Raw genomic sequence first — 23548 nt, 5'->3', positions numbered from 1 at the left:
GCAATGGGGATCAGGTGATGCGGTCTGCAAGGGCTGCCTTGACCGCCGCAGGTGCGTGCAGGGTGCCCAGAATGGAGAGGGCGGAAATGGTGGCGCGGGCCAGGTCTGGCGTGACATCGGGGGCGATCACAACCAGACCCAGAACCCGGATATCCAGCATCTGACCCGCCGCCTGTGCCGTCATCAGCTCGTCCCGCGTGATGTGCCGCAACCCCAGATCCACACTTTTGCGAATGACGATCTGGCGCAGAGTATCGGCGTGGCGCTCGATCTGGTTGCGGATCGCGGTGCGGATGAAATCGCTGCGATTGGAATAGAACCCTTCCTGCACCAAAAGCTCGATCTGCCCAAGATCAACAAACCCCAGATTGATGGTAATCTTTTCCGACTCCGGCGTTTTGGCAGGGGTCGGATGATCTGCTGTATGCGCCAAGTTATCCTCCGTATGCCATCTGTATGGATGGTATTTGGATGTTGAGTGGCGTTCGTGCAACCCCCGCGATGGCATTTGCCGCAACTATTGCCTTCCGGGCCTCCCGTCAGGGGGTCATGCAGGGACATGAAACATGATTGGAATGCCTTTCAGGCACGGGGCCCGGCACGAAGATGGGTTGGAATAGTCAGAGGAGGACCGCAGGCGTTTGTACGCGTGATTACCGTAACAACATCCGTGACCTGTATTCGTTCCGGATATTCGGGAATGCGGACAAAGAAACTTCAGGCGTCACAGATTGCGCAGATCTCTGGTTTCAGCCCGTGCCCAGGGGGCATGACAGGCTGGCCATCTTTCCTTCTGGTTGATGCGGCGGTACAAAGTCGCCACAAAGAAGAATTGCCGCCCAAGGAGCCACCATGTCACCCAGCAACGTCACAGGTCACGAATGGGGCCATGAGGATCTGCGCCGTGCCGTCGATGCGGCAGGGGTGGCGATGTGGTCGTGGAACGTGGACACCGACAGTCTGGCGATGGACCCGCGCGGCTATGACCTCTGGGACGTGTCGCCGCATCAGGCGCTGTCGTTTGAAAAGCTGTCCGAGAAAATTCACCCCGCCGATCGCGACCGTGTGCGCGAGGCGTTTGCCGCCACCCGTTCTGCGACAGGCCGCTACGAGATCGACTTCCGCACGCTGGTCGGCGAAGAGGTCCGCTGGATCTCTGCGCGCGGGCAGGGGGGCGATGTCGGCATCAAGGACCGTGCCATGACCGGCGTTTTCATGGATATCACCGGGCGCAAACAGGCCGAAGAGGGCAATGAGCTGTTGGCAGGTGAAATGAGCCACCGCGTCCGGAACCTGCTGGCGATTGCAGCGGGATTGACCAAGATCACAGGGCGGTCGTCGACCGATGTGAATGACATGTCGCGGCAGCTGACGCATCGCCTGATGGCGCTTGGCCGCGCGCATGATCTGGTGCGCCCGCTGCCGGGCGGGCAGGGCAAGGCTGCTTTGCTGGGCGATCTGATGACTGTTCTGCTAGCCCCCTATGACGATGACGGCGCCTTTGCCGGGCGGATCAGGGTGGCCGTGCCGCGGATGGGCATCGGCGAGGCCGCCGCGACCAGTCTGGCCCTTGTGGTGCACGAGCTGGCGACCAATTCGTTGAAATATGGGGCGCTTTCGGTGGAGTCCGGCACGCTTGACATTACCGGCGTGCTGGCAGGAGAGGATATTAGGATCGATTGGAAAGAGCATGACGGGACCGATCAGGCCAGCGGTGCACAGACCGGGCCCGGCACGAACCCGACCCGCACAAGTGATGGCTATGGCAGCAACCTGATCCGCCAGACGGTAAAATCGCAGCTTGGTGGCACGATTTCCTATGACTGGAACGACGCCGGGGTGGTGGTGAGTCTGGTGTGTGCGGTCAGCCGCCTGTCACAATAACTTGGCGCGCCAGCACGGGCGCAACCGGCAGACTTTGACCGTCGCGCGGCTTGCGGGCGAGCGGTCTGGCCACCTACAATGGCCCGGAGGCAGACAACAGGAGAAACCAATGCGCAGAGCCATCTTTGCCGCACTTGCCGCAATCATGCTGGGCAATGCCCCCGGCAGCCCCGTGGTTAACCCGGCCCATGCCGAAATGGCGATGTATTACGAGGTTACGGGCGTTTCAGACGATGACATGCTGAAAATGCGCGCCGGGGCCGGAACCGGCTACCGCGTCATCGCGGGCTTTCCCAACGGCACCGTGTTCCGGGTTCACAGCTGCGAGCAGACCGGCAGCACCCGCTGGTGCCGGGTGTCGCTGCGACAGGCGCGCGGGCTCAAGGGATTTGTGTCCTGGGCCTATCTGAAAGAGCACAAATCCGGCTCATGACCCCTGTCGCGGTCCACCCGCTGACCGGGCCGCCCGCCAGCACATCACGGACAAACGCCGCACTGGCCGGGGCCAACAGCGGCGGGGACATCCCCGCCGCTGCATGATTGGCAGAGATGCGGCAGCCCCTTACGAGGCCTGCCGCACCGGCTCTGCCGGTCCCGCCATCCATTGCCGTAGCGCGACAGCGCCCAGAATGGCAGCGCCGATGGCGGTCGAGACAAACTCGGGCGCGATCATCAGCAGCGCTGCGATTGGCAGCAGCACCCGCTCGATCTTCCACAAGGGGGCCATCAGCCAGTTGGTGATGGCCGCCGACAGCGCGATGATGCCCAGGATCGCCCCGGTAAAGGCCAGCGCAAACGACTCCCAGGTAAAGCCGGAGGTCACCAGCAGCAGCGAGGGCGAGAACACGAACATGAACGGCACCAGTGCCTTGCCCATCGACAGCCGGAACGCGGTGTTGCCGGCCTTGAACGCATTGGCCCCGGCGATGCCCGATGCGGCATAGGCCGCCAGCGCCACGGGCGGCGTCACATCCGCCAGCACCCCGTAGTAGAACACAAAGAAATGCGCGACCAAGGGTTCGACATTCATCATGCTCAGCACCGGGGCGGCGACGGCCACCATGATGATGTAATTGGCCGTGGTGGGAATGCCGCAGCCCATCAGAATGCAGACCACCGCCGTCATCATCAGCGTGAACAACAGCGCCAGTGTCGGCATGGTGAACAGCTCGAACGGCAGAAAGCCAAGGAAGCCATGCACCGACGCGGCCCAGCTTTGCGCCACGCTGGTCAGCATGAAGGCAATCTTGAACCCGATGCCGGTCAGCGTGACCACACCGATCACCACCCCCACCAGCGCCGCAGCGGCGGTGACGGAGAGTGAGCTTTTCGCACCCGAGACAAAGCCATCGAAGATGCCGATGGCAAATTCCTTTGCGCCTGTCGTTACGCCCGACTCCATGATCCGCTGCACCGCATAGACCGCGATACAGGCGGTGATTGCCCAGAACGCAGCCAGAAACGGCGTGCGCCCCGACATCAGCATCCAGACCAGCAGCACCAGCGGCAGTACCGACAGCCAGCCTTCGCGCAGTACATTGAGGGCGTTGGGCAGCTCTTCCTTGCTCAGACCCCGGATGCCCAGACGCTTGGCCTCCAGATGCACCTGCAACAACACGCCAAAGAAATGCATGAAGGCGGGCACAATGGCGGCGATCAGGATCGTGCGCAGGGGAATGCCCAGGTATTCCACCATCAGAAAGGCCACAGCCCCCATCACCGGCGGCGTGATCTGCCCGCCGGTCGACGATGCCGCCTCAACCGCCGCCGCGAAATGGCGTTTGAAGCCGATCTTGATCATGGTCGGAATCGTCAGCGCGCCGGTCGTCACCGTATTGGCGATGGACGAGCCCGAGATCGACCCCAAGAGCGCCGAAGACACCACCGACACCTTGGCCGGGCCGCCCGCATATCGCCCGGTCAATGCGGTGGCGAGGTTGATAAACAACTGCCCCAGACCGATCTTTTGCGCCATCACCCCGAACAGCACGAAATGGAACACATAAGTCGCGATCACGCCCAGAGCGGTGCCGTAAACCCCTTGGGATGACAGGTACAGATGGTTGACGATCCCCGACCAGTCTGCCCCCGGATGCACAAAGATGCCCGGCATCGACCGGCCGAAATAGGCGTAACCGATGAACAAGAGCGCAATCAGCGGCAGCGGCCAGCCCATCGAACGGCGCACTGCCTCGAACAGCGTGACCAACAGAATGGTCCCCATCGCCACATCCAGCGGCAGCGGGTTGCCGATGCGGAACGCCAGCTGATCGTAGATCCACGGCACATACAAAGCGCTGATCAGCGCGGCGAAGCCGAACAGCCAGTCCAGCACCGGCAGGCCCAAGATGACAAAGCCGGTGGTTTTGGTGCGCCCGGAGGAAAAGGCGGCAAAGCTCAGGTAGATCAGGAACAGCGACACGCCCATATGCAGGCCGCGATGCGTGGTCGCGCGCGGGATGCCGAAACCGGCGGTGTAATAGTGATAGACTGCCAGCGCGAACAGGATCACCCCGGCCAGCAGGGCCACCGGGCGCGTAACCGTTCTGAAACGCGCCTCCGGGTCAAATTCCTCTTCGATTGCCCGCAATTCCGCCTCGGTCAGGGCGCGTGTCTCGTTGCTCATCAGGGGTCCTTGCAAGCTGTCGCAGATTTTAAAAGGGACGCGGCCCAATGCTGGCCGCGTCCCTGCTGTCATGTCAGAACAGCCAGATCACTGAATCGCGCCGGCTTCTTTGTAGAATTTTTCAGCGCCCGGATGGAACGGGATGCCAGCCCCCTGAACCGCGTTTTCCAGCGTGATGTATTTGCCCTTGGCATGGCCATTGGCAAACAGCTTTTGTGTGGTCTCGTTGAACAGCGCTTTGGTGATGCCGTACACCAGTTCTTCGGACAGCGCGGCGGAGGTCACCATCTGCGCACCGACCGAGATCGTTGCCACGTCGGCGTCCTGCCCCTTGTAGGTGCCAGCCGGGAAGGTATCGGTCGCAAAGAACGAGTATTCGGCGCGCAGCGCGTCGATTTCCGGGCCGGTGATCGGCACGATCACCACGTCATGCTGGCTGGACAGTTCGGCAATCGCGCCGGCCGGATAGCCGCCGACAAAGAAGAACGCGTCCATCGCGCCATCGCGCATCCGGTCCGACGCCTGATCCGGTTTCAGATATTCCGGGGTAATATCGGTTTCCGTCAGACCAAAGGCCCCGAGGATGATCTTGGCATCGACCAGCGTGCCCGAGCCCGGCTCGTCCAGCGATACCCGCTTGCCGCGCAGATCCGCGACCGAGGCGATGCCCGCATCGGCCCGCGCAACCAGATGGATGCTTTCGGGATAGAGGTTGGCGATCAGCCGCAGGTTTTCAACTGCGGGCTGGCCTTCGAACAATCCGGTGCCGGATTGCGCCCAGAACGCCACGTCGGACTGGCTGAAGCCAGCCTCCAATGTGCCGCCGTTGATCGAGTTCACGTTGCCGACCGAGCCATTTGATGCAACCGCCGTTGCGATCAGCCCCGGCACGCCGCAGGAACCGCCTTCTTCACAGGGGCGCGAACCGGGTGGGTTTGAGATTGCGTTCGCGATCAACCCGCCGATCGGATAATAGGTGCCCGCCGTGCCGCCGGTGCCGATGCGGAAGAACTGCATGTCCTGCGCCATGGACCCTTGTGCCATCAGCCCGACCGCAAGCGCGGCTCCGGCCAGAGCTTTAAAGGATGTGAATTTCATGCCTACCTCCTGGAAGTGTATCAGAGTGTTTTGCCGGCGCTTCTGCGCGGACTGCTGAAAGCCTAAGCGATGATCCGCCAGAGGTCTAGGCGCGACCTTATATCCGGTTGACGGCTCCCCTTACGTTACCGCTGCAGGGGGGACAAACCGGCGATCTTGCCGCTGGCGGTTGAAGTTTCTGCCAAAACAGGCGAAAACACGCCATGTGCGCCACTCAGGCAGCACGATTTTCGCACGGGCGCAGGGTCAGGGGAAACGCTGGCACGGCTGCGCCCGTTACCGGCCTGTGGTCGCAGGCCGATCCATCCGGGACGACCCGCCGTCAGCTTCTGACGGATAAAATCAGCGTAATCGCGCCGGGTCTGACACCAAGAGAGGGACATCATGACCGAAACTCCGAACGCGCCAGAGCGCGACGACGAACCTATCATCGACACCGAAGCCATCCCCGAACCCGAGGGTGAAACCGAAATCATTGTCACCGAGTATGCGATCGGTCAGGACAATGTGGCCCCGCGCTATGTGCTGGAATTCGACTTTCATCAGAAGGTGTTTTCGATCTCGGCGCTTGGCATCGTCGGCTTTACCATCCTGACGCTGGCATTTCAGAATCAGGTCGAGCCGGTATTTACCGGTATGCGCGACTGGCTGACTGGCAATCTGGGCTGGTTCTTTCTGATCGCCGGCAACATCTTTGTGTTGCTGTGCCTGTTTCTGATTGTCTCGCCGCTGGGCAAGATCCGGCTTGGCGGCCCTGATGCCACACCCGATTATGGCTATATCGGCTGGTTTTCGATGCTGTTTGCGGCAGGCATGGGCATCGGGTTGATGTTTTATGGCGTGTCAGAGCCGTTGTCGCACTATTCGGCGGCACTGGGCGGCGTTACGCTGGACGAAACCGGCGCGCGCACCGACTGGGCTCCGCTGGGCGGTGCTGCAGGCGACCCGGTCGAGGCCGCACGTCTGGGCATGGCCGCCACGATCTTTCACTGGGGCCTGCACCCTTGGGCGATCTATGCCGTTGTGGCACTCGCTTTGGCGCTGTTCTCGTATAACAAGGGCCTGCCATTGACCCTGCGCTCGACCTTTTATCCGATCTTCGGCGAAAAGATCTGGGGATGGCCCGGACATATCATTGATATCATGGCGATCTTTGCCACAATCTTCGGGCTTGCCACCTCGCTAGGCATCGGTGCGCAACAGGCGGCAGCGGGGCTGGATTATCTGTTCGGCTTTGGCCAGTCCAATTCCCGTCTGATCATCCTGATTATCTTTATCACCTTGCTGGCCATCATCTCGATTGTCCGCGGGCTGGAAGGCGGGGTCAAGGTTCTGTCACAGGTCAACATGTTCCTGGCAATTGCCCTGTTGATCTTTGTCGTGGCCCTTGGTCCCACGGCAAGCATCTTTACGGGCTTTTTCAGCAACCTTGTTGCCTATGGCGAGTATTTGCCCGCTCTGGCCAATCCGTTTGGCCGCGATGACGCCAACTTTGCGGCGGGCTGGACCGCGTTTTACTGGGCGTGGTGGATCAGCTGGTCACCGTTTGTCGGCATGTTCATCGCCCGCGTCTCACGCGGGCGGACGGTACGCGAATTCCTGATCGCGGTGCTGATCGTGCCAAGCCTGTTCTCGGTGCTGTGGATGACGGCCATGGGCGGCAGCGCGATTTCTCAGGTGGTCAACGACGGCTTTACCGGCGTGCAAGAGGCCGCATTGGAACTGCAACTGTTCGAGATGCTCAGCCAGATGCCGCTGGCGGGGATCAGCTCGCTGGTCGGGATCATCCTTGTCGTGGTGTTCTTTGTCACCTCGTCGGATTCCGGTTCCTTGGTGATCGACACCATCGCCGCCGGGGGCAAGACCAATGCGCCGGTGGTGCAGCGGGTGTTCTGGGCCACGTTCGAGGGGCTGGTGGCGGTTGCCCTGCTTCTGGGCGGCGGTCTGGCGGCCTTGCAGGCGATGGCGGTCTCGACCGGGCTGCCGTTCACGCTGGTTTTGCTGGCGGCCTGCTACTCCATCGTGCGTGGCTTGATGAACGAGCCGCGCTAGGCAAATCCCGAAAACCGGGGGAGGGCGGCACGCCGCCCTCTCCATCCTTCAGACCGGCGACAACAAGCCCCGCGCGAAGCCGATCGCAATCGCCTGTTCCCGCGTCGCTGCCCCCAGTTTGTTGCGGGCATTGCGCAGATACAGCTCCACCGCTGCCGGGCTCAGCCCCAGAGTACGGGCAATATCCTTTGTCCGCTGCCCCTGTGCCAGCAACACCAGACATTCCGTCTCACGCGGCGACAACGCCTGTGCCCCGCAGGCACCTTGCACACAGATCAGCATGTCATGCACATGTCTGGCGGCCAGCCGCAAAGCATCTTCACGATCCGCGCGCAGGGCATCCACCTCAGCGCCCGACAGCGACGAGCCGATGTTCCACCCCGCCACCCCGAAAGCCCCCGGCAGACGCAGGGTCGAGGAAAACCCCGCGTGAATGCCAAATTCCGAGGCTTCGCAGATCAGAGTCCGCTGCGCCGCGGTCAGCCCCTTGTGCCGGTCGGCATAGGCAACGCCGGTGCTGACGGGGCGGAAGCTGGTGCAACACTGGCTGAAAAACGGATCAATCCGGGCATACGCATTGTCCTGGTAATGGCCGATCCAAGCGGCGGGCAGGGTGGTCAACATGGTCAGCGCGCCGGGTTGGGCATCCAGATAGATCAGCTTGTCAAAGCCATGGTGTTCAAAAAACGCTGTTGTCAGCTGCCACACCCGGTCCGCCGCAGTGGCATCGCCCGACCGGCCGATCTGCGACAGCGTGTCCAGAAAATCGTCAACGCCATGCTGCGGCAAACACCCATGCCCCGCCCAGTAAGGATTTCCCTATATTGGCACAGCGCAGGCTATCGGTCTACCGTAGGCCAATTCTTGCAAGAGATGTACTCGCAACTGTATGAAGAAAAATAATAAAATGACCCGTTGTGCACCGGGTGGCGCCCGCGCTGCCCGGTGCATCATTGCGGTGGGCCGTTTGGCCATGCGCGGTTTCACCCCGATGTTTCCCGCTTGCCGCCCTTTCCCTGCCTGTAGGAGACGACCATGACCCGATTGATCCCCGCTGTTGTCGCGCTGATGCTGACGGCAGTGCCTGTGATGGCCGAGCGCGTATCTGTGCTGGTTTTTGACGCCTCCGGCTCAATGTGGAACCGGGTGGACGGCGATCTGACCCGGATCGAAGTGGCGCGCGACGTGATGGGCGATTACTTTGGCAGCCGCGATGGCACGGTGCCGCTGTCGGTCATCGCCTATGGCCACAACCGGCGCGGCGATTGCGGCGATATCGAGGTGATCGCGCCGATGGGCCAAACCGCGCCCGGCACGCTGGAAAGCCGTCTGCGCGGGTTGATGCCGCGCGGCATGACGCCCCTGACCGACAGCCTGCGGATGGCGCGCGGTCAGATCCCGCAGACCGCCGAGGCGGCCGATATCATCCTTGTCACCGACGGGCTGGAAACCTGCGCGGGAGACCCCTGCGCGCTTGCCGCCGAACTGGCGGCCGAGGGCATCGACATCCGCGCGCATGTGGTTGGCTTCGGCCTGACGCGGGCAGAGGTCGAGGCGCTGTCCTGCATCACCGAGCAGACCGGCGGGATGCTGTTCCAGACCAATTCCGGTGCCGAACTGGCGGATGCGCTGCAACAGGTCAGCGCTGTGATGTCAGAGCCGGAGCCGGTTCCAGAGCCGGAGCCAGAACCGGCGCGCGTGGCGGCCTTTGACATCGGCGACAAGGCCGAGGCGGGCTTTGCCTATCCGATCGGCTGGACAGGCGCGGCCAGCTTTGTCGACTACATGGGCTTTGTGCCACAAGGCGCGACCAGCGGCACCGTCTCGCCCAGTTATGGGGTCATCGGTGGCACGGGCGCAAATCCGAACAACCCCGCGACACGCACAGCCCCCAAAGAGCCGGGGATGTATGACCTGATTCTGGTCAGCGTGAGCGACGGCGTGATTGCACGGCAGGTGGTCGAGGTGGTGCCCCCAAGCATGGGATTTGAACCCATCGGCTCGGTCGAGCCCGACAGCCGGGTGCGGTTTGCCTTCCGTGGCCCCGAACGTGTGGAAGAGCGTATCGTGATCGCCGATCTGGATCAGCCGGTGAACGAGCATCAGCGCCACAACTGGGCCTTTGCGCTGCACAAGAACGGTGCAACAAACCTGAAAGTCCCCGCCGAACCCGGTGAATACGAGGTGCGCTATCTGAATGCAAAGCGGACCGAGATCATGTTCTCGCGCCGCTTTGGCGTCGGCATCCCGTTTGAAGACGCCGACCTGACGACCAGCGCCGATCTTTCCGCGCAAGCCGCCGCCGCGACGCGCGGCGATGCCGCACAAGATGATATCGCCTCTGTCCCAGCCACCTTTCGCCTGCCAGCAGATGCGGCACAAAGCGATGTATCGTGGGAGGCGGTGCCGCTGGACCCGGACATGTCACCCGAGGCATGGGCGCCGCAAGACACCGGCCCGGTGATCAGCGGCACGTTCGAGCCGGGCCGCTGGCGGGTGACAGCTTTTGCGCCCGGTGAGGTGGAACTATCGGCAGAGGTGGCGATTTTTCCGGGGCAGGTGAATGACTTCATCGTGCAGCTTCAGGACAGTGGCGAGACAGACAATGGTGCGCTGATGCTGGACGGCCCTTGGCGGGTGGTGGCAGTGCCGCCCCGCGATGCCCCTGCCGGAGCCGCGACCGACGTGATGGACATGCTGCGCATCACCCTGCGCACCCGCGCCGATGCCGGTGGCTGGGAGGGCAGCTTTGCCCCTACAGCGCTGATGGTCGGCCCGCAGGGCTCGCTGGAGACGGCCGCACTCGGCAGTGCGACCGAGGAAGAGGGCTATGTATTCCTGCGCTTTGCGCTGCCCGCCGTCTCGCCCGAGCCATTTGTGATCTCGCTCTCCCCCTATGATAATGGCTATTCAGGCACCATGGCTTCAGGCCCGAATAGCCTGCCGGTAGTGTTCTGGCCGCAGGACCAGTCTTTGCCCGCCTTGCCCGCGCTTCAGGACCAGCTGTACGGCCCCTGAGAGGGACCGATTGCCCGACCGTGCGCTCCGGGGTATGTGCCATAGCCCACTGGCCACCTGGATCTGCGAAAGGCCTTTCCTGCACAGATGAAACGCAATCGGAATGCCTCTGCCTGCCAGTATGCCCGTTGCGGAATTATTGCTTGCCGGGCTTCAGAGGCTTTGGCGGATGCAAAGAGCCGGAGGCAAGCGGATTGTCGAGGGCGCTCCGTTCTCGCCCGCGATTCTGCGGGTCAGCAGATCCAGCGCTGCCTTGACGGTTTCGGTCACCGGATTGGCCACGGTGGTCAGGCTGAACGGCTCCCACGCCGCCGCCGGAATGTCGTCAAACCCACAGATGCCCACATCTTCAGGCACCCGCAGACCAAGGCGGCGGGCCGCCGAGATGGCGCCGATGGCCATGGCGTCGTTGCCGCAGACAATCGCATCGGGGCGGTCCCGGCCAGTCAGCAGCGCCAGCGCCTGCACCATGCCGCTGTCCGTTGTGTAATCTCCGCGGCGGGCTTCGGTCAGCGACATCCCATGCGCGGACAATGCCGCTGTCAGCCCGTCAAACCGCTCGACATTGGAAAAGGTGTCGGCCCGCCCGCCGATCCAGGCGATCCGGCGGCGGTTGGTGGCGACCAGCCGTTCCGCGATCATCGCCATTCCCGCCCGGTTGTCGCAGCACACCGAATCGGCACCGCCGCCGTCCAGAACCCTGCCGACGACGACAATCGGCGCGCCATTGGCGGTGCTGCGTTCGGCCAGCTTGCGGTTGACCGATCCGGCGGCGATCACCGCGCCGTCGACCTGATAGGCCAGCGCGTGATCGAGCGCCGGTTCAACCTCTTGCCCCGGAGAGACCGGCACCAGCAGCGGCCACAGGCCCCGGCTGCGGATGCCTTGGGACAGGATATCCAGAAACCAGCTTTCATAGGGGCTTGAAAGCGACCCGACCACCACGGCGATCAGCCCCGTCGCCCCCCCCGTCAGGCTGCGCGCCATCAGGTTTGGCCGATAGCCGAGTTCATCGGCCATGGCGAGGATATGGGCGCGTTTGTCAGGCTGGATACTGGCGCCTTTGGTAAAGGCCCGCGACACAGCCGAGCGTGAAACCCCGGCTCGCGCCGCCACATCATCTGCCGTCACCCGCATGCTGCCCCCAAGGTCAGTAGGAATTGAACGCGATTTCAAGATAGACACATCCTTGTTACATATCAACGCTAATCACCCTTGACACAAAGGGATAATGAGACAAACGATGAATGCACACGCTTTCAAAACCGCATCGGGGGAGGACGATATGGGAGTCGAGGCGCTGGCGCTGCATGGCTTGTCCATTCGGTTGGGCGGGTCGCAGATCCTGCATGATATAACGCTGAATGTGCCTGCTGGCAGCTTTACCTGCCTGCTTGGCCCGTCTGGCTGTGGCAAAACCACGCTGCTGCGGTCGATTGCCGGTTTCGCCCCGCCCGCGTCGGGCGATATCCGTCTGGGCGCGCGGTCCATCTCTGCTCTGCCGCCGGAAAAGCGCGGCACGGCGATGGTTTTCCAGTCTTATGCGCTGTGGCCGCACATGACGGTGGCGGGCAATCTGACCTATCCGTTGAAACTGCGCGGCGTTGCCCGTGCCGAGCGGGATGCGCGGGCTGAGCGGCTGCTGGAGATGCTGGGACTATCCGGCTTTGGTCCGCGCAAAGTGGGCAGCCTGTCAGGTGGTCAGCGCCAGCGGGTGGCGCTGGGCCGGGCGCTGATCATTGATCCGCCGATCCTGCTGCTGGACGAGCCGCTGTCGAACCTTGACGCCGCCATCCGCCGCAACCTGCGCGGCGAGTTGCGCCGTCTGCAGCAGCGGCTGGGGATCACCACGATCATGGTCACCCACGATCAGGAAGAAGCTTTGTCGATGGCCGACACCATCGTGCTGATGCGCGCGGGAAAGGTGGTGCAGGTCGCTGCCCCGCAGGATCTTTATGCCCGCCCCGCCGATCTGGATGCCGGGCGGTTTCTGGGTGTCGATAATATGATTGCGGGCCGCGCCGGAGATCCGGTGGCGGCAGCAACGCTGGGGTTTCGCAGCATGGATGCGCGCATCCATGACACGGCCCCGCAAGACGCGCTTGTCCGGCATGGCACGGTTCTGGACTGTGCCTATACCGGCGGCGGCTATCACCTTCAGCTTGAGAGCGGAGCCGAGGTGATTTCAGCGGTTTCCGGCGTGCCTGTCATGCCGGGGTCGCAGGTGTGTGTCGCGGTACCGGCCACATCCCTCATGGCGTTCGGCGCAGATCAGATGTTGCTGCCGAACTGAGCCCCCCCAAAACAACGGAGACTTGCCAATGAAACGATCACTTGTACTGGGAGCGGCCTTCGGTGCTGTCCTCAGCCTTCCTGTTGCCGCCCAGACCCTGAATGTGGTCACCGCCGGCGACACCAACATGGTGGATTACATCAACGACTATCTCGGCCCGTTGTTCGAGTCCCAGAATTCCGGCGTGACCGTGCGCGCATTGGGCACGGGTCCGGGCGATGGCGGCAGCCAGGCGCTGTATGAAAAGCTTTCGGCGCAACAGGGCAACGATGTCTGGGATGTGGATGTCGGCGTCGTGCATCAGCGCATGGCGGGGCAGATGGTGACCGAAGGCTTGCTGCAATCCTACCGGGACAAGACCGCGACCGGCGCGCTGGTCACGGCAGACAGCGCCGAAAACGCGCTGGGTGTGGATGTCGGCGGCTATGTGATGCCGATGTTCCAAAGCCAGATCGCCATCGCCTACAATCCGGCGCTGGTCACCACGCCACCCCAAAGCTACGCCGATCTGGCAGACTGGGCAGCCGCAAATCCCGGCCAGTTCGGGTACAACGGCATCACCGGCGGCATGGCTGGCGTGGGATTTGTCTTTGGCTGGATGTACGCGTTTTCCGACATGTCCGAGACCCTGCGCAACGGCCCGTTTGACGCCGCCTCCGCCGCGTCCTGGACCCCGGCGCTGGACGGGCTGAAGCAGTTCAACACGGTTGCCACCATCACGCCCGGCAACGCAGGCACGCTGGATGCCCTGAACCGTGGTGAAATTGCCATGGGTCCGGTCTGGATGGACATGTTCTATACTTGGGTCGCCGACGGCCGCCTGAACCCGGATCTGAAGCTGTTGATCCCCGCGCCGGGGATGCCGGGTCAGCCGATGTATTACGTCGTACCGGAAAAGGCGGCCGAGGCCGAACTTGCGGTCAAGTTCATCGAGCTGGCGACCTCGCCCGAGGTGCAGGCCGAAGGCATCGTGCGCCGGTTCAACTGGCTGCCGGGCATCGACGCCAATGCGGTCAAGGAGAACCTGACGGCTGAAGAGTGGGGTGCGCTGTTCACCGATGTTTCGCCCGAAGTGCTGGCCGAGCGGGGTCTGTCGATGCCACAGGCCGACTACTTCCGCACGATCCTGGAAACCTATGAACGCCAGGTTGCCAACTGATCAACGACTGACAACCGACCGGGGCGCGGCGATGCCGTCGTCCCGGTCATTCCGTTTCCGCCCTCCCAGAAAGTCTGCCCTTGATGCCAACAGCTGACGCTTCCTCATCGCCGCTTCGCGGTATACTTCCCGGCCTGGTGCTGATCTTTCCCGCCCTTCTGGCGATTGCGCTGCTGTATGTGGTGCCTCTGGCCCGGTCGGTGGTCTTTGCCTTTGTCGATGCCGATGGCGGGCTCACCACGGCGCACTTGCGCACCGCAGTCGAGCTGTATGGCCGCGACGTGGTGTTCACCGTGCTGGTGGCACTGGCCTCGCTGATGTTGATCTCTGTGGTGTCGATCGCGATTGCCGGATACCTGACACTCGGCGCGACCCCTTGGGCGGTGACGGCGTTGCGTTGGCTGTACCGCTGGCCGCTGTTCATCCCGTTCATCGTCGCCGGGCAGACCGCGCGCAACTTTCTGGCGCGCAATGGGCTGATGAACAGCCTGTTGATCGACTCTGGCCTGATGGACCCGGCCACAGCGCAAAGCCTGCTGGACTGGCGCGGGCTGGTGCTGACCTTTGCATGGAAACAGGTGCCGTTCGTGACGCTGTTGCTGGCCGGTGCCATGGCTTCGGTTGACCGCTCCACTGTCGAGGCCGCGCGCAACATGGGGGCAGGGCGGTTGCGCTGCCTGATCGAGATTCTGCTGCCGCAGGTGCGCGGAACGCTGCTGGTCGGGCTGATCCTGTCGCTGGTCACCATCATGTCGGTGCTCTCGGTGCCGATGATGGTGATTGCCGGAAACCCGACAATGATGACCTCCATGATGGCGCATCGGGTGACCTATTACGGCGATTACGCGGTGGCCAATGCGTTGGGGCTGTTCTCATACCTGATCACCGCCGTCGCGGCTTATGCCTATCTGCGCATGACGCTGACCCAGCACAACGAGGGGGCACGATAACATGGTGATGACAAACCTTGCGCGGCGCGGCGCGGCAAACCTGCTGCCTGCCGTCATGATCGGGGTCTGCGCCTTTGTGGTGTTCGGCCCGCTGACCAACCTGTTTCTCTGGGCCTTTGCCGAAAAATGGTTCTTTCCGGCCCGCTACCCGACCGAGTTCGGCTTTGATTTCTGGCACCGCGTGTTCAGGCCACGGGCGGGGGCATGGACATCGCTGTTCTCGTCGGTCTGGATTGCGCTGGCCACGGTGGGGCTGTCGATGATGCTGGCCATCCCGGCGGGTTATGCTCTGGCGCGGTTGGTCCTTCCGGCGCGGGCATTCATCATGCTGATCTTCCTGTTGCCGCAGGCGTTTCCCAGCCTGCCGATCTTTGTCAACATCGCGCAGATGTTTTACGGGCTTGGACTGAACGGAACCTATACCGGCGTGGTTCTGGTGCATTCGTTGCCGGGGCTGGTCTATGCGGTCTGGATCGCCACCGCCGCCTTTGCCGCCGTGGACCGCACGATGGAGGAAGCGGCGCGCAACCTTGGCGCCGGGCCGATGCGCACCTTCCGCGACATCACGCTGCCGCAGGCCTTCCCCGGTCTGGTCGCGGCGTCGATCTTTGTGTTTCTGGACAGTATCGACGAATTCACCGGCACATTCTTTGTCGGCACGCCCGATATCTCGACCCTGCCGATCCTGATGTTCAACGCCTCGATGGGCGGGAACTACCAGATCGCCTCGATCACCGCGCTGATCCTTCTGGTGCCGTCCATCGGCTTCATGCTGGTGATCGAGCGGTTCCTGAAGGCCGATGTGCTGTCGCGGATCGGGAGGTGAGGGGGCATGCTGATCGCGCATCTTTCTGATCTGCACATCTCGGCCGGACCGCCCGAGACCGCCCCGGTGCGGCGCGATGCACCTGACATGGCGCGCCTGATCGTGGCCGATCTGCTGGCGCTGCCGCAGCGCCCCGATGCGGTTCTGATCACAGGCGATGTGGCGGATGGCGGGTCAGAGGCCGATTATGCGCTGGTGCGCCGGATCCTCGCGCCGCTGTCCATGCCGGTCTTTGTGGTGCCCGGCAACCACGACCGGCGCGGCCCGATGCGGGCGGCGTTTGGCGCCACCATCCCCTATGCCTCCCCCGTCACCCTGCAGTTCGAGGCGTGGGTGTCGGGCGTGCGCATCATCGGGCTGGACAGCCTGCTGCCTGGCAGGGTCGAAGGGGCGCTTGACTCCGCACAGCTTGACTGGCTGGAGGATCGTCTGGCCACCGGCGCCGATCCAGTGTTCCTGATGTTGCACCACCCCCCGTTTCCCACAGGCAACGCCCATTGGGATGCCAGCGCCCTGCGGGCAGGGGGGCAGCGCTTGCGCCGGATTGTACAGTCATGTCGGGCCCCGGTGCGCCTGCTGTGTGGCCACGTGCATCAGGCGTTTCACACCGAATGGGCCGGGTGCTACGCGGCTGTCGGCGGCAGCCCGGCGTTTCAGTATGGCTTTGGCTTTGGCGAAACCACCGAGCCGCCGTTGATCGACGGACCCTATGCCTGGTGGATGCATCACCGCCGGGGCGAGGGTGGTTTTGCTGTGCATCCGCGATATCTCGCCTTGCCGCTGCGCCAGGATCTGCCGCGCTGATACCCCACGCAGCAGCAGGTCATCCGTCGCCTTCATGAGCGAGCGGATCAGCACTGCCATGGCCGGCTCTGCTCTCTGGTGGGGACGGCGGCGCAAAGTCCCGCTGCCTTCGGCCTGTTGCTGCTGCAATGATCTGGCCCTGACGCACCCGTGGCGTATCCAGCGGCGGCGTGCCGATCACCTTGCCATCGACCATCCGGTTCCGCGCATGGGTTTTGGTCAGCACGCCCTCGGCCAGCGGCAGCTCCAGGCGGTGAACCCGGCTGTTTGTCGTGGTGTCGCACCAAGGCAAGGATATCGACGGTCCCCGCCCCTGCCGCGGGTGGTGGGTCGGTTGCGGGCGGATGATCCGGATCAGGCGAACGTCGTTCTGCCGTATCTTGCAGACCCGGCAGCGAAAGGGCGACAAGGTAGCCCTGTCTGCATTCAGCCGATGGTGCGGCGCAGCACGTCCAGCCAGTTGCCCCAGCAGAGCCGCGCGATCAGATCTGCGCCATACCCGGCCTGTTCCATCGCCTGCGTCAGCCTGGGCAGACCCGCTGCTGACCCGATGAAACGCGGGATCATCGTGCCATCGAAATCAGACCCCAGCGCCACGCCGCCCTCGCCCAGCCGTGCGATCAGGTGGTCTATATGGCGCAGCATCACCTCGGGCCCGGTATCGGCGGTCTTCACACCATCCTCACGCAGAAAGGCCACGCCGAAATTCAGGCCAACCAGCCCTTTGCTTTCGGCAATCGCGTCAAGCTGGCGGTCGGTCAGGTTGCGGGTGGCGGGCGTCAGCGCATGTGCTGCGGAATGGGTGGCGACCAGCGGTGCATCCGTCAGCTTTGCCACATCCCAGAATCCGGCCTCGTTCAGGTGGCTCAGATCGAACAGGATGCGCAGACGGTTGCAGGCTGACAGCAGCTGCTGCCCCGCCGCTGTCAGCCCCGGCCCGGTATCGGGCGAGGCGGGAAAGTCAAAGGGCACCCCATGGCCAAAGATGTTGTCACGGCTCCAGACCGGGCCAAGCGACCGCAGGCCTGCGGCGTGATAAAGGTACAGCTCGTCCAGATCCGGCCCGATCCCCTCGCAGCCCTCGATATGCAGCAGGGCCGCGATTGCGCCCGCCGTCCGCGCGGCCTCGATGTCGGCGGCACTCCGGCACAGGCGGATCGCATCGGGCCGGTCTGCGGACATGCGGTGCAGGATCGCGGCCATTTCCAGCGTCACCTGCCGCGCCATCACGGGATCGACGGGTTCAAAAGCCCGATATGTTGCCATCGGGTCAGGTGCCGTTGCCGGATCGCCCGGAACCCAGACCGCAAAAAAGCCACCCGCAAACCCACCCGCCCGGCACTTTGCCAGATCAAGGTCGCCATCGGTGCCATTGAAAAACGCAGCCCCCGTCCGGTCGCCAGCCGCCCAGAGTTTGCTCAATACATCATTATGGCCATCGAAAACCGTGCGCATCGGCATGGGCCTCTCCTTCTTTGTGACAGAAATACGACTCGCCTTGACAGGGGGGCGCAAAAATTGCCCAGTTGGTCAAAGTTGCGCCTGCCCGGTTCGGGTATAGACGCATACCAACAAGAGAGACAGGGAGTCTTCCATGAAGCTTGATCTTACCCTTCGCCGTGCCGGTGCGCTTGCGCTTGCCTCTTTTCTGGCCGGGACCGCACCTGCCGCGCTGATGGCACAAACCCCGGCTGATACACTGGTGATCGGGGATGCGATCGACGACATCGTGTCCATCGACCCGCATGAGGCGTTCGAGTTTTCCGGCACCGACCTGATAAACAACACCTATGACACGCTGGTAGAGCTGGACCCCACGAAACCGGGTGAACTGGTTCCCGGTCTGGCCGAGAGCTGGGACGTGGCAGAGGATGGCGTGACCTATACGTTCAAGATGCGCCCCGGCGTCACCTTTGCCTCGGGCAATCCGGTTCGGGCCGAAGATGCGGCGTTTTCCTTGCAGCGCGTGGTCAAGCTGAACAAGACCCCGGCCTTCATCCTGACCCAGTTCGGCTTCACGCCCGAGAATGTCGAGGAAATGATCACCTTTGACGGTGATACGGTCACGATGAAAACCGACCAGCCCTATGCGCCCAGCTTTGTCTACAACTGCCTGACCGCCGCTGTCGGGTCGATTGTGGATAAGGAAACCGTCATGGCCAATGACGCCAATGGCGACATGGGCAATGAGTGGCTGAAGTCGAACACGGCGGGGACCGGGGCCTATGTGCTGTTGTCCTACAAACCGTCCGACAGCTATATCCTTGAGGCGCGCGAAGGCCATTGGCGCGGCGATGCCAAGCTCAAGCGCGTGTTCATGCGCCATATCCCGGAGGGCGCGACCAACCGCCTGCTGCTGGAGCGTGGCGATATCGACATCAGCCGTGAGGTGACGTCGGTGGACATCGAAGGCATGGCGGGAAATGCCGATATCCGCGTCGAAACCGACCTTGCGGGCTATATCTATTATGTCTCGGCCAACCAGAAGAAAGAGGCACTGGCCAATCCCAAGGTACTGGAGGCGATGCGCTGGGCCATCGACTATCAGGGCATGACCGAAAGCTTCCTCAAGGGCGAACAGACCGTGCATCAGGCCTTCCTGCCGCGTGGCTATCTGGGTTCGATCGAGGAAACCCCCTATTCGCTGGATATCGAAAAAGCCAAGGCGCTGCTGGAGGAATCCGGTGTCGAACTGCCGCTGAACATCAAGATGTCGGTGCGCAACAGCCAGAACCGCACCGATATGGCGCAGTCGATGCAGAACACCTTTGCGCAGGTCGGTATCAACCTGACACTTTCGATCGCGGAGGGCGCGGAAGTGCTGGGCGAGTATCGCGCCCGCCAGCATGATCTGACACTGCAAAGCTGGGGGCCCGATTATCCCGACCCGCATACCAACGCTTCCACCTTTGTGATCAATGGCGACAATTCGGACGAGGCAAAGCTGACCGGCAGCCTGGCCTGGCGCAACGCCTATGATCCGGGCGAGCTGATGACCATGACGCAAGCTGCCGTGATCGAGCGCGATACCGACAAGCGCCGCGCCATGTACGAGGAAATCCAGCGCAAACACCGCGACACCTCGCCGTTCATCACCATGTTCCAGGAAAACAACCGCACTGCGATGCGCACCAACGTCAAGAACTTCTACACCGGCGGCACCGTGGATTCGGTGACCTACTGGCTGGCCGAGAAGTAAGGGCCTTTCGGCGGGCGGGGTATTCCCGCCCGCCGATGCCTGCCGCGCATGACTGCATCCCCCGACACCCCCGCCCCGCCCCCCGGCTCTTTGTCCGGCCTGCCCCGTGTGCTCCGCCTGATTGGCGGCACGTCTTTGTCGCTGGCCATCACCATACTGGGCCTGTTGCTCGTCACCTTCATCATCGGGCGCGTGGTGCCCATCGACCCGGTTCTGGCCATTGTGGGCGAACGCGCCACCACCGCGCAATACGAGGCGACGCGGCTGGCGCTTGGCCTTGATGAACCGATGTGGAAGCAGTTCGCCATCTATGTCGGAAATGCGGTGCAGGGCGATCTGGGCCAGTCCCTGCGCACCAAGCGCGAAGTGTCGGCCGATATCATCCGCTATTTCCCCGCCACGCTGGAGCTGGCGACACTTGCCACGCTGTTCGGCGTTCTGGTGGGGGTGCCCGCAGGTGTCTTGGCCGCCACCCGGCCCGGCACATGGGTCGATCAGGTCGTGCGGATTGTTGGGCTGATGGGCTATTCCATGCCGGTGTTCTGGCTGGGATTGCTGGCGTTGTTGGTGTTTTATGGCATCCTTGGCTGGGTGGGCGGTCCGGGCCGGCTGGATGCCGGGTTCTCGATGATGTTCGAGCTGGATGTGCAGCAGCGGACAGGGATGATCCTGATCGACACGGCGCTGGCCGGAGAATGGGCCATGTTCCGCAATGCGATCAGTCATATCATCCTGCCGTCGGCGGTTCTGGGTTACACCTCGATGGCCTATATCAGCCGCATGACCCGCAGTTTCATGATGAATGAGTTGGGGCAGGAGTACATCACCACCGCGCGGGTGAAGGGGATGCCGGAATGGCGGGTGGTCTGGGTCCATGCGCTGAAAAACGTGATGGTGCCGCTGATCACCGTCATTGCCCTGTCCTATGCCTATCTGCTGGAAGGGTCTGTGTTGACCGAGACAATCTTTGCCTGGCCGGGGCTTGGCAGCTACATCACCGACGCCTTGTTCGCCGCTGACATGCCCGCCGTTCTGGGCGGCACGGTGGTGGTGGGCGTGGTGTTTGTGACGCTGAACATGGCGTCTGATCTGTTGTATCGTCTTGTTGATCCGAGGGCGCGCTGATGGCCACGATGACAGAATGGCTGCGTGACCCCAGCCCTGCCTCGCGTACGCAGGCCCGGCTGGGGCAAAGCTATCTTGCATGGCTGCGGATGCGGCGCAATCCGCTGGCGATGGTTGGGCTTTTCATCATCCTTGTGCTGCTGTTCGTTGCAGCTTTTGCACCTTGGGTTGCCACGCATGACCCGCTGGCGCAGAACCTGTCGCAGCGTCTGCTGCCGCCTGGAACGCCGGGGCATTGGCTGGGCACCGATGATTTCGGGCGCGATATCTGGAGCAGGATCGCCTACGGCTCCCGCATCACGCTGTATATCGTGACGCTGGTGGCGGTGACGGCCCCGGTGCTGGGGCTGCTGATCGGCACGGTCGCGGGCTATTTCGGTGGCTGGGTCGATCAGGTGCTGATGCGGATCACCGATATTTTCCTCGCCTTCCCGCGTTTGATCCTTGCGCTGGCGCTGGTCGCCGTTCTGGGGCCGGGGATCGAAAACGCGGTTCTGGCGATCGCGCTGACGGCCTGGCCACCCTATGCCCGTGTGGCGCGGGCCGAAACGCTGACCGTGCGGACCTCGGATTATATCGCCGCCGTGCGCTTGCAAGGGGCCGGGGCAGGGCGGATCATCTGGGGGCACGTTATGCCGATGTGCCTGCCTTCGGTCATCATCCGCGTCACGCTGGACATGGCGGGCGTGATCCTCATCGCCGCCGGTCTGGGGTTCCTTGGCCTTGGCGTGCAGCCACCGACCCCGGAGTGGGGTTTGATGATCTCGTCGGGCCGCAAGTTCCTGTTCGAGCAGTGGTGGGTCGCGACCATGCCGGGGCTTGCCATCTTTATCGTGTCGCTGGGCTTCAACCTGCTGGGCGATGGGCTGCGCGATGTGCTCGATCCAAGGAGTTCGGGCAAATGACATTGCTTTCGGTAAAAGACCTGCGGGTGACCTTTGACACCGAGGCGGGCAAGGTCGAGGCCGTGCGCGGCGTGTCCTTCAGCCTTGGCCGCGAACGGCTTGGCATCGTCGGTGAAAGCGGATCGGGCAAGACCATGACAGGCCGGTCGGTGCTGCGGCTGATCCGCCCTCCGGGCCGGATCGAGGCGACCGAGATGGTGTTTGATGGCACCGATCTGATGGCTGCCTCGGAACGCGAGATGCGGGCCCTGCGCGGCCAGCGGATCGCCATGGTGATGCAGGATCCCAAATATTCCCTGAATCCAGTGATGAAGGTCGGCGCGCAACTGACCGAAGGTCTGCGTCTGCGCGATGGCATGTCGGCCAAGGCCGCCCGCGAAAAAGCCATCGAGGCGCTGGAGGCGGTGCAGATCCGGGGGCCGGAGCGCGTGATGGAGGCCTATCCGCACGAGCTGTCGGGCGGCATGGGCCAGCGGGTGATGATCGCGATGATGCTGATCCCGAATCCTGATCTGCTGATCGCGGATGAACCGACCTCGGCGCTGGATGTGACGGTTCAGGCAGAGGTGCTGTCGATCCTTGACGGGTTGGTGCGCGACCGGGGCATGGGCCTGATCTTCATCAGCCATGATCTGCGGTTGGTGGGGCGGTTTTGCGACCGCGTGCTGGTGATGTACAAGGGCCGCGTGGTCGAGGAGCTGGAGGCAAAGAACCTGATGCAGGCACAGCACCCCTATACCCAGGGCCTGCTTAACTGCCTGCCCCGGATCGGCGGCAGCCGGGCCCCCTTGCCGGGGCTGGACCGGGCTGCGGAATGGGCGGAGTAGGACGATGGCACTGATCGAGGTTGAAAATCTGTCGGTCCATTATGGGGCCAAAGGCCAGCTGGTGCGCGCCGTCGAAGGCGTGAGCCTGCGTGTCGACGCCCGTGAAAGCTATGGTCTGGTGGGCGAAAGCGGGTCGGGCAAATCCACCATCCTGCGCGCGATCTGCGGGCTGGCACCCATGACGGCGGGCCAGATCCGCATTGGCGGGCAGCCCGTGCCCACCCCGCGTGGCCGGGCCTTCAGCCGTCGGGTGCAGATGGTGTTTCAGGACCCCTATGCCAGCCTGCACCCACGCCACACGCTAGACCGCACCCTGTCGGAACCGCTGGCGATCCATGGCATCGGCGGCAGTGATGCGCGGGTCGTCAAGGCGCTGGAGGATGTCGGCCTGCCCGCCAACTTCCGCTTTCGCTATCCGCATCAGCTTTCTGGCGGCCAGCGGCAGCGGGTCGCGATTGCCCGCGCGCTGATGCTGGAACCGGAGATCTTGCTGCTGGATGAACCGACTTCGGCGCTGGATGCCTCGGTGCAGGCTGAAACGCTGAACCTGTTGAACCGGTTGCGCGCAGAGCGGGGGCTGACATTCCTGATGGTCAGCCATGACCTTGCCGTGATCGACCATATGTGCGACCGCGTGCTGGTCATGCAGCATGGCCGCGCGGTAGAAGAGTTGACGCGCGACCAGCTTGCAGGCGCGCAAATGACAACAGACTATGCCCGCACGCTGTTCGACGCGAGTGCGGACCGGATGCTCGGAGCCTGAGCGCTTCGGAAAGGACATG

General features: G+C 63.1%; 21 protein-coding genes. 14 read left to right on the top strand and 7 right to left on the bottom strand.

Translation table 11 applies throughout. The features are described from left to right. Positions 1-10: 10 nt before the first annotated feature. Entirely contained in the window at positions 11-433 is a 423-nt protein-coding gene (locus tag D1012_RS14625) for a CopG family transcriptional regulator (protein ID WP_118153673.1), read from the bottom strand. Between the two features lie 419 nt (positions 434-852). On the opposite strand from D1012_RS14625, the gene D1012_RS14620 reads away from it, so the two are divergent. After that, positions 853-1884 (top strand): sensor histidine kinase, encoded by a 1032-nt coding sequence (locus D1012_RS14620; protein WP_118153670.1) that lies wholly within the window; start codon positions 853-855, stop codon positions 1882-1884. A 109-nt stretch (positions 1885-1993) separates the two neighbouring features. After that, positions 1994-2317, top strand: coding sequence for an SH3 domain-containing protein (locus D1012_RS14615; RefSeq protein ID WP_118153667.1), 324 nt, complete (start codon positions 1994-1996; stop codon positions 2315-2317). 129 nt (positions 2318-2446) lie between these two features. Here D1012_RS14615 and D1012_RS14610 read toward each other — a convergent pair whose 3' ends face one another. Beyond that, positions 2447-4510: a TRAP transporter permease gene (locus tag D1012_RS14610; protein WP_118153664.1), complete on the bottom strand. Its 2064-nt coding sequence runs from the start codon at positions 4508-4510 to the stop codon at positions 2447-2449. 87 nt (positions 4511-4597) lie between these two features. After that, entirely contained in the window at positions 4598-5608 is a 1011-nt protein-coding gene (locus D1012_RS14605) for a TAXI family TRAP transporter solute-binding subunit (RefSeq protein ID WP_118153661.1), read from the bottom strand. 384 nt (positions 5609-5992) lie between these two features. Between D1012_RS14605 and D1012_RS14600 the strand changes: the two genes are divergently transcribed. After that, positions 5993-7660: a BCCT family transporter gene (locus tag D1012_RS14600; RefSeq protein ID WP_118153658.1), complete on the top strand. Its 1668-nt coding sequence runs from the start codon at positions 5993-5995 to the stop codon at positions 7658-7660. 48 nt (positions 7661-7708) lie between these two features. Here D1012_RS14600 and D1012_RS14595 read toward each other — a convergent pair whose 3' ends face one another. Further along, positions 7709-8449 carry a helix-turn-helix transcriptional regulator gene (locus D1012_RS14595; protein WP_118153655.1) on the bottom strand — a complete coding sequence of 247 codons (741 nt, stop codon included), beginning with the start codon at positions 8447-8449 and terminating at the stop codon, positions 7709-7711. 246 nt (positions 8450-8695) lie between these two features. Between D1012_RS14595 and D1012_RS14590 the strand changes: the two genes are divergently transcribed. Beyond that, entirely contained in the window at positions 8696-10678 is a 1983-nt protein-coding gene (locus tag D1012_RS14590; protein ID WP_199489519.1) for a vWA domain-containing protein, read from the top strand. A gap of 153 nt (positions 10679-10831) precedes the next feature. On the opposite strand, the gene D1012_RS14585 is transcribed toward D1012_RS14590, so the two are convergent. After that, positions 10832-11854 carry a LacI family DNA-binding transcriptional regulator gene (locus tag D1012_RS14585; RefSeq protein WP_233517137.1) on the bottom strand — a complete coding sequence of 341 codons (1023 nt, stop codon included), beginning with the start codon at positions 11852-11854 and terminating at the stop codon, positions 10832-10834. A gap of 67 nt (positions 11855-11921) precedes the next feature. On the opposite strand from D1012_RS14585, the gene D1012_RS14580 reads away from it, so the two are divergent. The 5 genes from D1012_RS14580 (at position 11922) to D1012_RS14560 (ending at position 16710) form a co-directional block, all read left to right on the top strand. Further along, positions 11922-12971, top strand: coding sequence for an ABC transporter ATP-binding protein (locus tag D1012_RS14580; protein ID WP_233517136.1), 1050 nt, complete (start codon positions 11922-11924; stop codon positions 12969-12971). A gap of 28 nt (positions 12972-12999) precedes the next feature. Beyond that, positions 13000-14130 (top strand): extracellular solute-binding protein, encoded by a 1131-nt coding sequence (locus tag D1012_RS14575; RefSeq protein ID WP_118153646.1) that lies wholly within the window; start codon positions 13000-13002, stop codon positions 14128-14130. A gap of 83 nt (positions 14131-14213) precedes the next feature. After that, positions 14214-15080 (top strand): ABC transporter permease, encoded by an 867-nt coding sequence (locus D1012_RS14570; RefSeq protein ID WP_118153642.1) that lies wholly within the window; start codon positions 14214-14216, stop codon positions 15078-15080. Position 15081: 1 nt separating this feature from the next. Next, entirely contained in the window at positions 15082-15906 is an 825-nt protein-coding gene (locus tag D1012_RS14565) for an ABC transporter permease (RefSeq protein WP_199489518.1), read from the top strand. A 6-nt stretch (positions 15907-15912) separates the two neighbouring features. Continuing rightward, positions 15913-16710, top strand: coding sequence for a metallophosphoesterase (locus D1012_RS14560; protein ID WP_118153639.1), 798 nt, complete (start codon positions 15913-15915; stop codon positions 16708-16710). A gap of 19 nt (positions 16711-16729) precedes the next feature. Here D1012_RS14560 and D1012_RS14555 read toward each other — a convergent pair whose 3' ends face one another. Beyond that, entirely contained in the window at positions 16730-17119 is a 390-nt protein-coding gene (locus D1012_RS14555; protein ID WP_118153636.1) for a hypothetical protein, read from the bottom strand. 17 nt (positions 17120-17136) lie between these two features. Continuing rightward, entirely contained in the window at positions 17137-18165 is a 1029-nt protein-coding gene (locus tag D1012_RS14550; RefSeq protein WP_118154042.1) for a dipeptidase, read from the bottom strand. Positions 18166-18304: 139 nt separating this feature from the next. Between D1012_RS14550 and D1012_RS14545 the strand changes: the two genes are divergently transcribed. Genes D1012_RS14545 through D1012_RS14525 form a run of 5 tightly spaced genes read left to right on the top strand, consistent with a single transcriptional unit; the run spans position 18305 to position 23529 of the window. Then, complete coding sequence (locus tag D1012_RS14545) at positions 18305-19909, top strand: ABC transporter substrate-binding protein (protein ID WP_118153632.1); 1605 nt, start codon at positions 18305-18307, stop codon at positions 19907-19909. 48 nt (positions 19910-19957) lie between these two features. Next, the gene (locus D1012_RS14540) at positions 19958-21034 is read left to right on the top strand and encodes an ABC transporter permease (protein WP_118153629.1); all 1077 of its coding nucleotides are present in this window, start codon (positions 19958-19960) and stop codon (positions 21032-21034) included. Beyond that, positions 21034-21939 (top strand): nickel transporter permease, encoded by a 906-nt coding sequence (gene nikC / locus D1012_RS14535; RefSeq protein WP_118153625.1) that lies wholly within the window; start codon positions 21034-21036, stop codon positions 21937-21939. Before D1012_RS14540 ends, nikC begins: the two co-directional genes overlap by 1 nt. Next, positions 21936-22766 carry an ABC transporter ATP-binding protein gene (locus D1012_RS14530; RefSeq protein WP_118153622.1) on the top strand — a complete coding sequence of 277 codons (831 nt, stop codon included), beginning with the start codon at positions 21936-21938 and terminating at the stop codon, positions 22764-22766. The genes nikC and D1012_RS14530 overlap by 4 nt, the downstream gene beginning before the upstream one ends. A 4-nt stretch (positions 22767-22770) precedes the next feature. After that, on the top strand, positions 22771-23529 hold the full coding sequence (locus D1012_RS14525) for an ABC transporter ATP-binding protein (protein ID WP_118153617.1): 759 nt from the start codon (positions 22771-22773) through the stop codon (positions 23527-23529). Positions 23530-23548 lie beyond the last annotated feature (19 nt).

The organism is Pseudotabrizicola alkalilacus (assembly GCF_003443995.1).
In the GTDB taxonomy this organism is placed as follows: Bacteria; Pseudomonadota; Alphaproteobacteria; order Rhodobacterales; family Rhodobacteraceae; genus Pseudotabrizicola; species Pseudotabrizicola alkalilacus.
Note: the sequence above shows the minus strand (reverse complement) of the source record. Positions and strands in the feature narration are given on the sequence as shown.

Coding starts and splice junctions, on each gene's coding strand:
- D1012_RS14620 (WP_118153670.1), top strand. CDS start 853: ATGTCACCCAGCAACGTCACAGGTCACGAATGGGGCCATGAGGATCTG.
- D1012_RS14615 (WP_118153667.1), top strand. CDS start 1,994: ATGCGCAGAGCCATCTTTGCCGCACTTGCCGCAATCATGCTGGGCAAT.
- D1012_RS14610 (WP_118153664.1), bottom strand. CDS start 4,510: ATGAGCAACGAGACACGCGCCCTGACCGAGGCGGAATTGCGGGCAATC.
- D1012_RS14605 (WP_118153661.1), bottom strand. CDS start 5,608: ATGAAATTCACATCCTTTAAAGCTCTGGCCGGAGCCGCGCTTGCGGTC.
- D1012_RS14600 (WP_118153658.1), top strand. CDS start 5,993: ATGACCGAAACTCCGAACGCGCCAGAGCGCGACGACGAACCTATCATC.
- D1012_RS14590 (WP_199489519.1), top strand. CDS start 8,696: ATGACCCGATTGATCCCCGCTGTTGTCGCGCTGATGCTGACGGCAGTG.
- D1012_RS14580 (WP_233517136.1), top strand. CDS start 11,922: ATGAATGCACACGCTTTCAAAACCGCATCGGGGGAGGACGATATGGGA.
- D1012_RS14575 (WP_118153646.1), top strand. CDS start 13,000: ATGAAACGATCACTTGTACTGGGAGCGGCCTTCGGTGCTGTCCTCAGC.
- D1012_RS14570 (WP_118153642.1), top strand. CDS start 14,214: ATGCCAACAGCTGACGCTTCCTCATCGCCGCTTCGCGGTATACTTCCC.
- D1012_RS14565 (WP_199489518.1), top strand. CDS start 15,082: ATGGTGATGACAAACCTTGCGCGGCGCGGCGCGGCAAACCTGCTGCCT.
- D1012_RS14560 (WP_118153639.1), top strand. CDS start 15,913: ATGCTGATCGCGCATCTTTCTGATCTGCACATCTCGGCCGGACCGCCC.
- D1012_RS14550 (WP_118154042.1), bottom strand. CDS start 18,165: ATGCGCACGGTTTTCGATGGCCATAATGATGTATTGAGCAAACTCTGG.
- D1012_RS14545 (WP_118153632.1), top strand. CDS start 18,305: ATGAAGCTTGATCTTACCCTTCGCCGTGCCGGTGCGCTTGCGCTTGCC.
- D1012_RS14540 (WP_118153629.1), top strand. CDS start 19,958: ATGACTGCATCCCCCGACACCCCCGCCCCGCCCCCCGGCTCTTTGTCC.
- nikC (WP_118153625.1), top strand. CDS start 21,034: ATGGCCACGATGACAGAATGGCTGCGTGACCCCAGCCCTGCCTCGCGT.
- D1012_RS14530 (WP_118153622.1), top strand. CDS start 21,936: ATGACATTGCTTTCGGTAAAAGACCTGCGGGTGACCTTTGACACCGAG.
- D1012_RS14525 (WP_118153617.1), top strand. CDS start 22,771: ATGGCACTGATCGAGGTTGAAAATCTGTCGGTCCATTATGGGGCCAAA.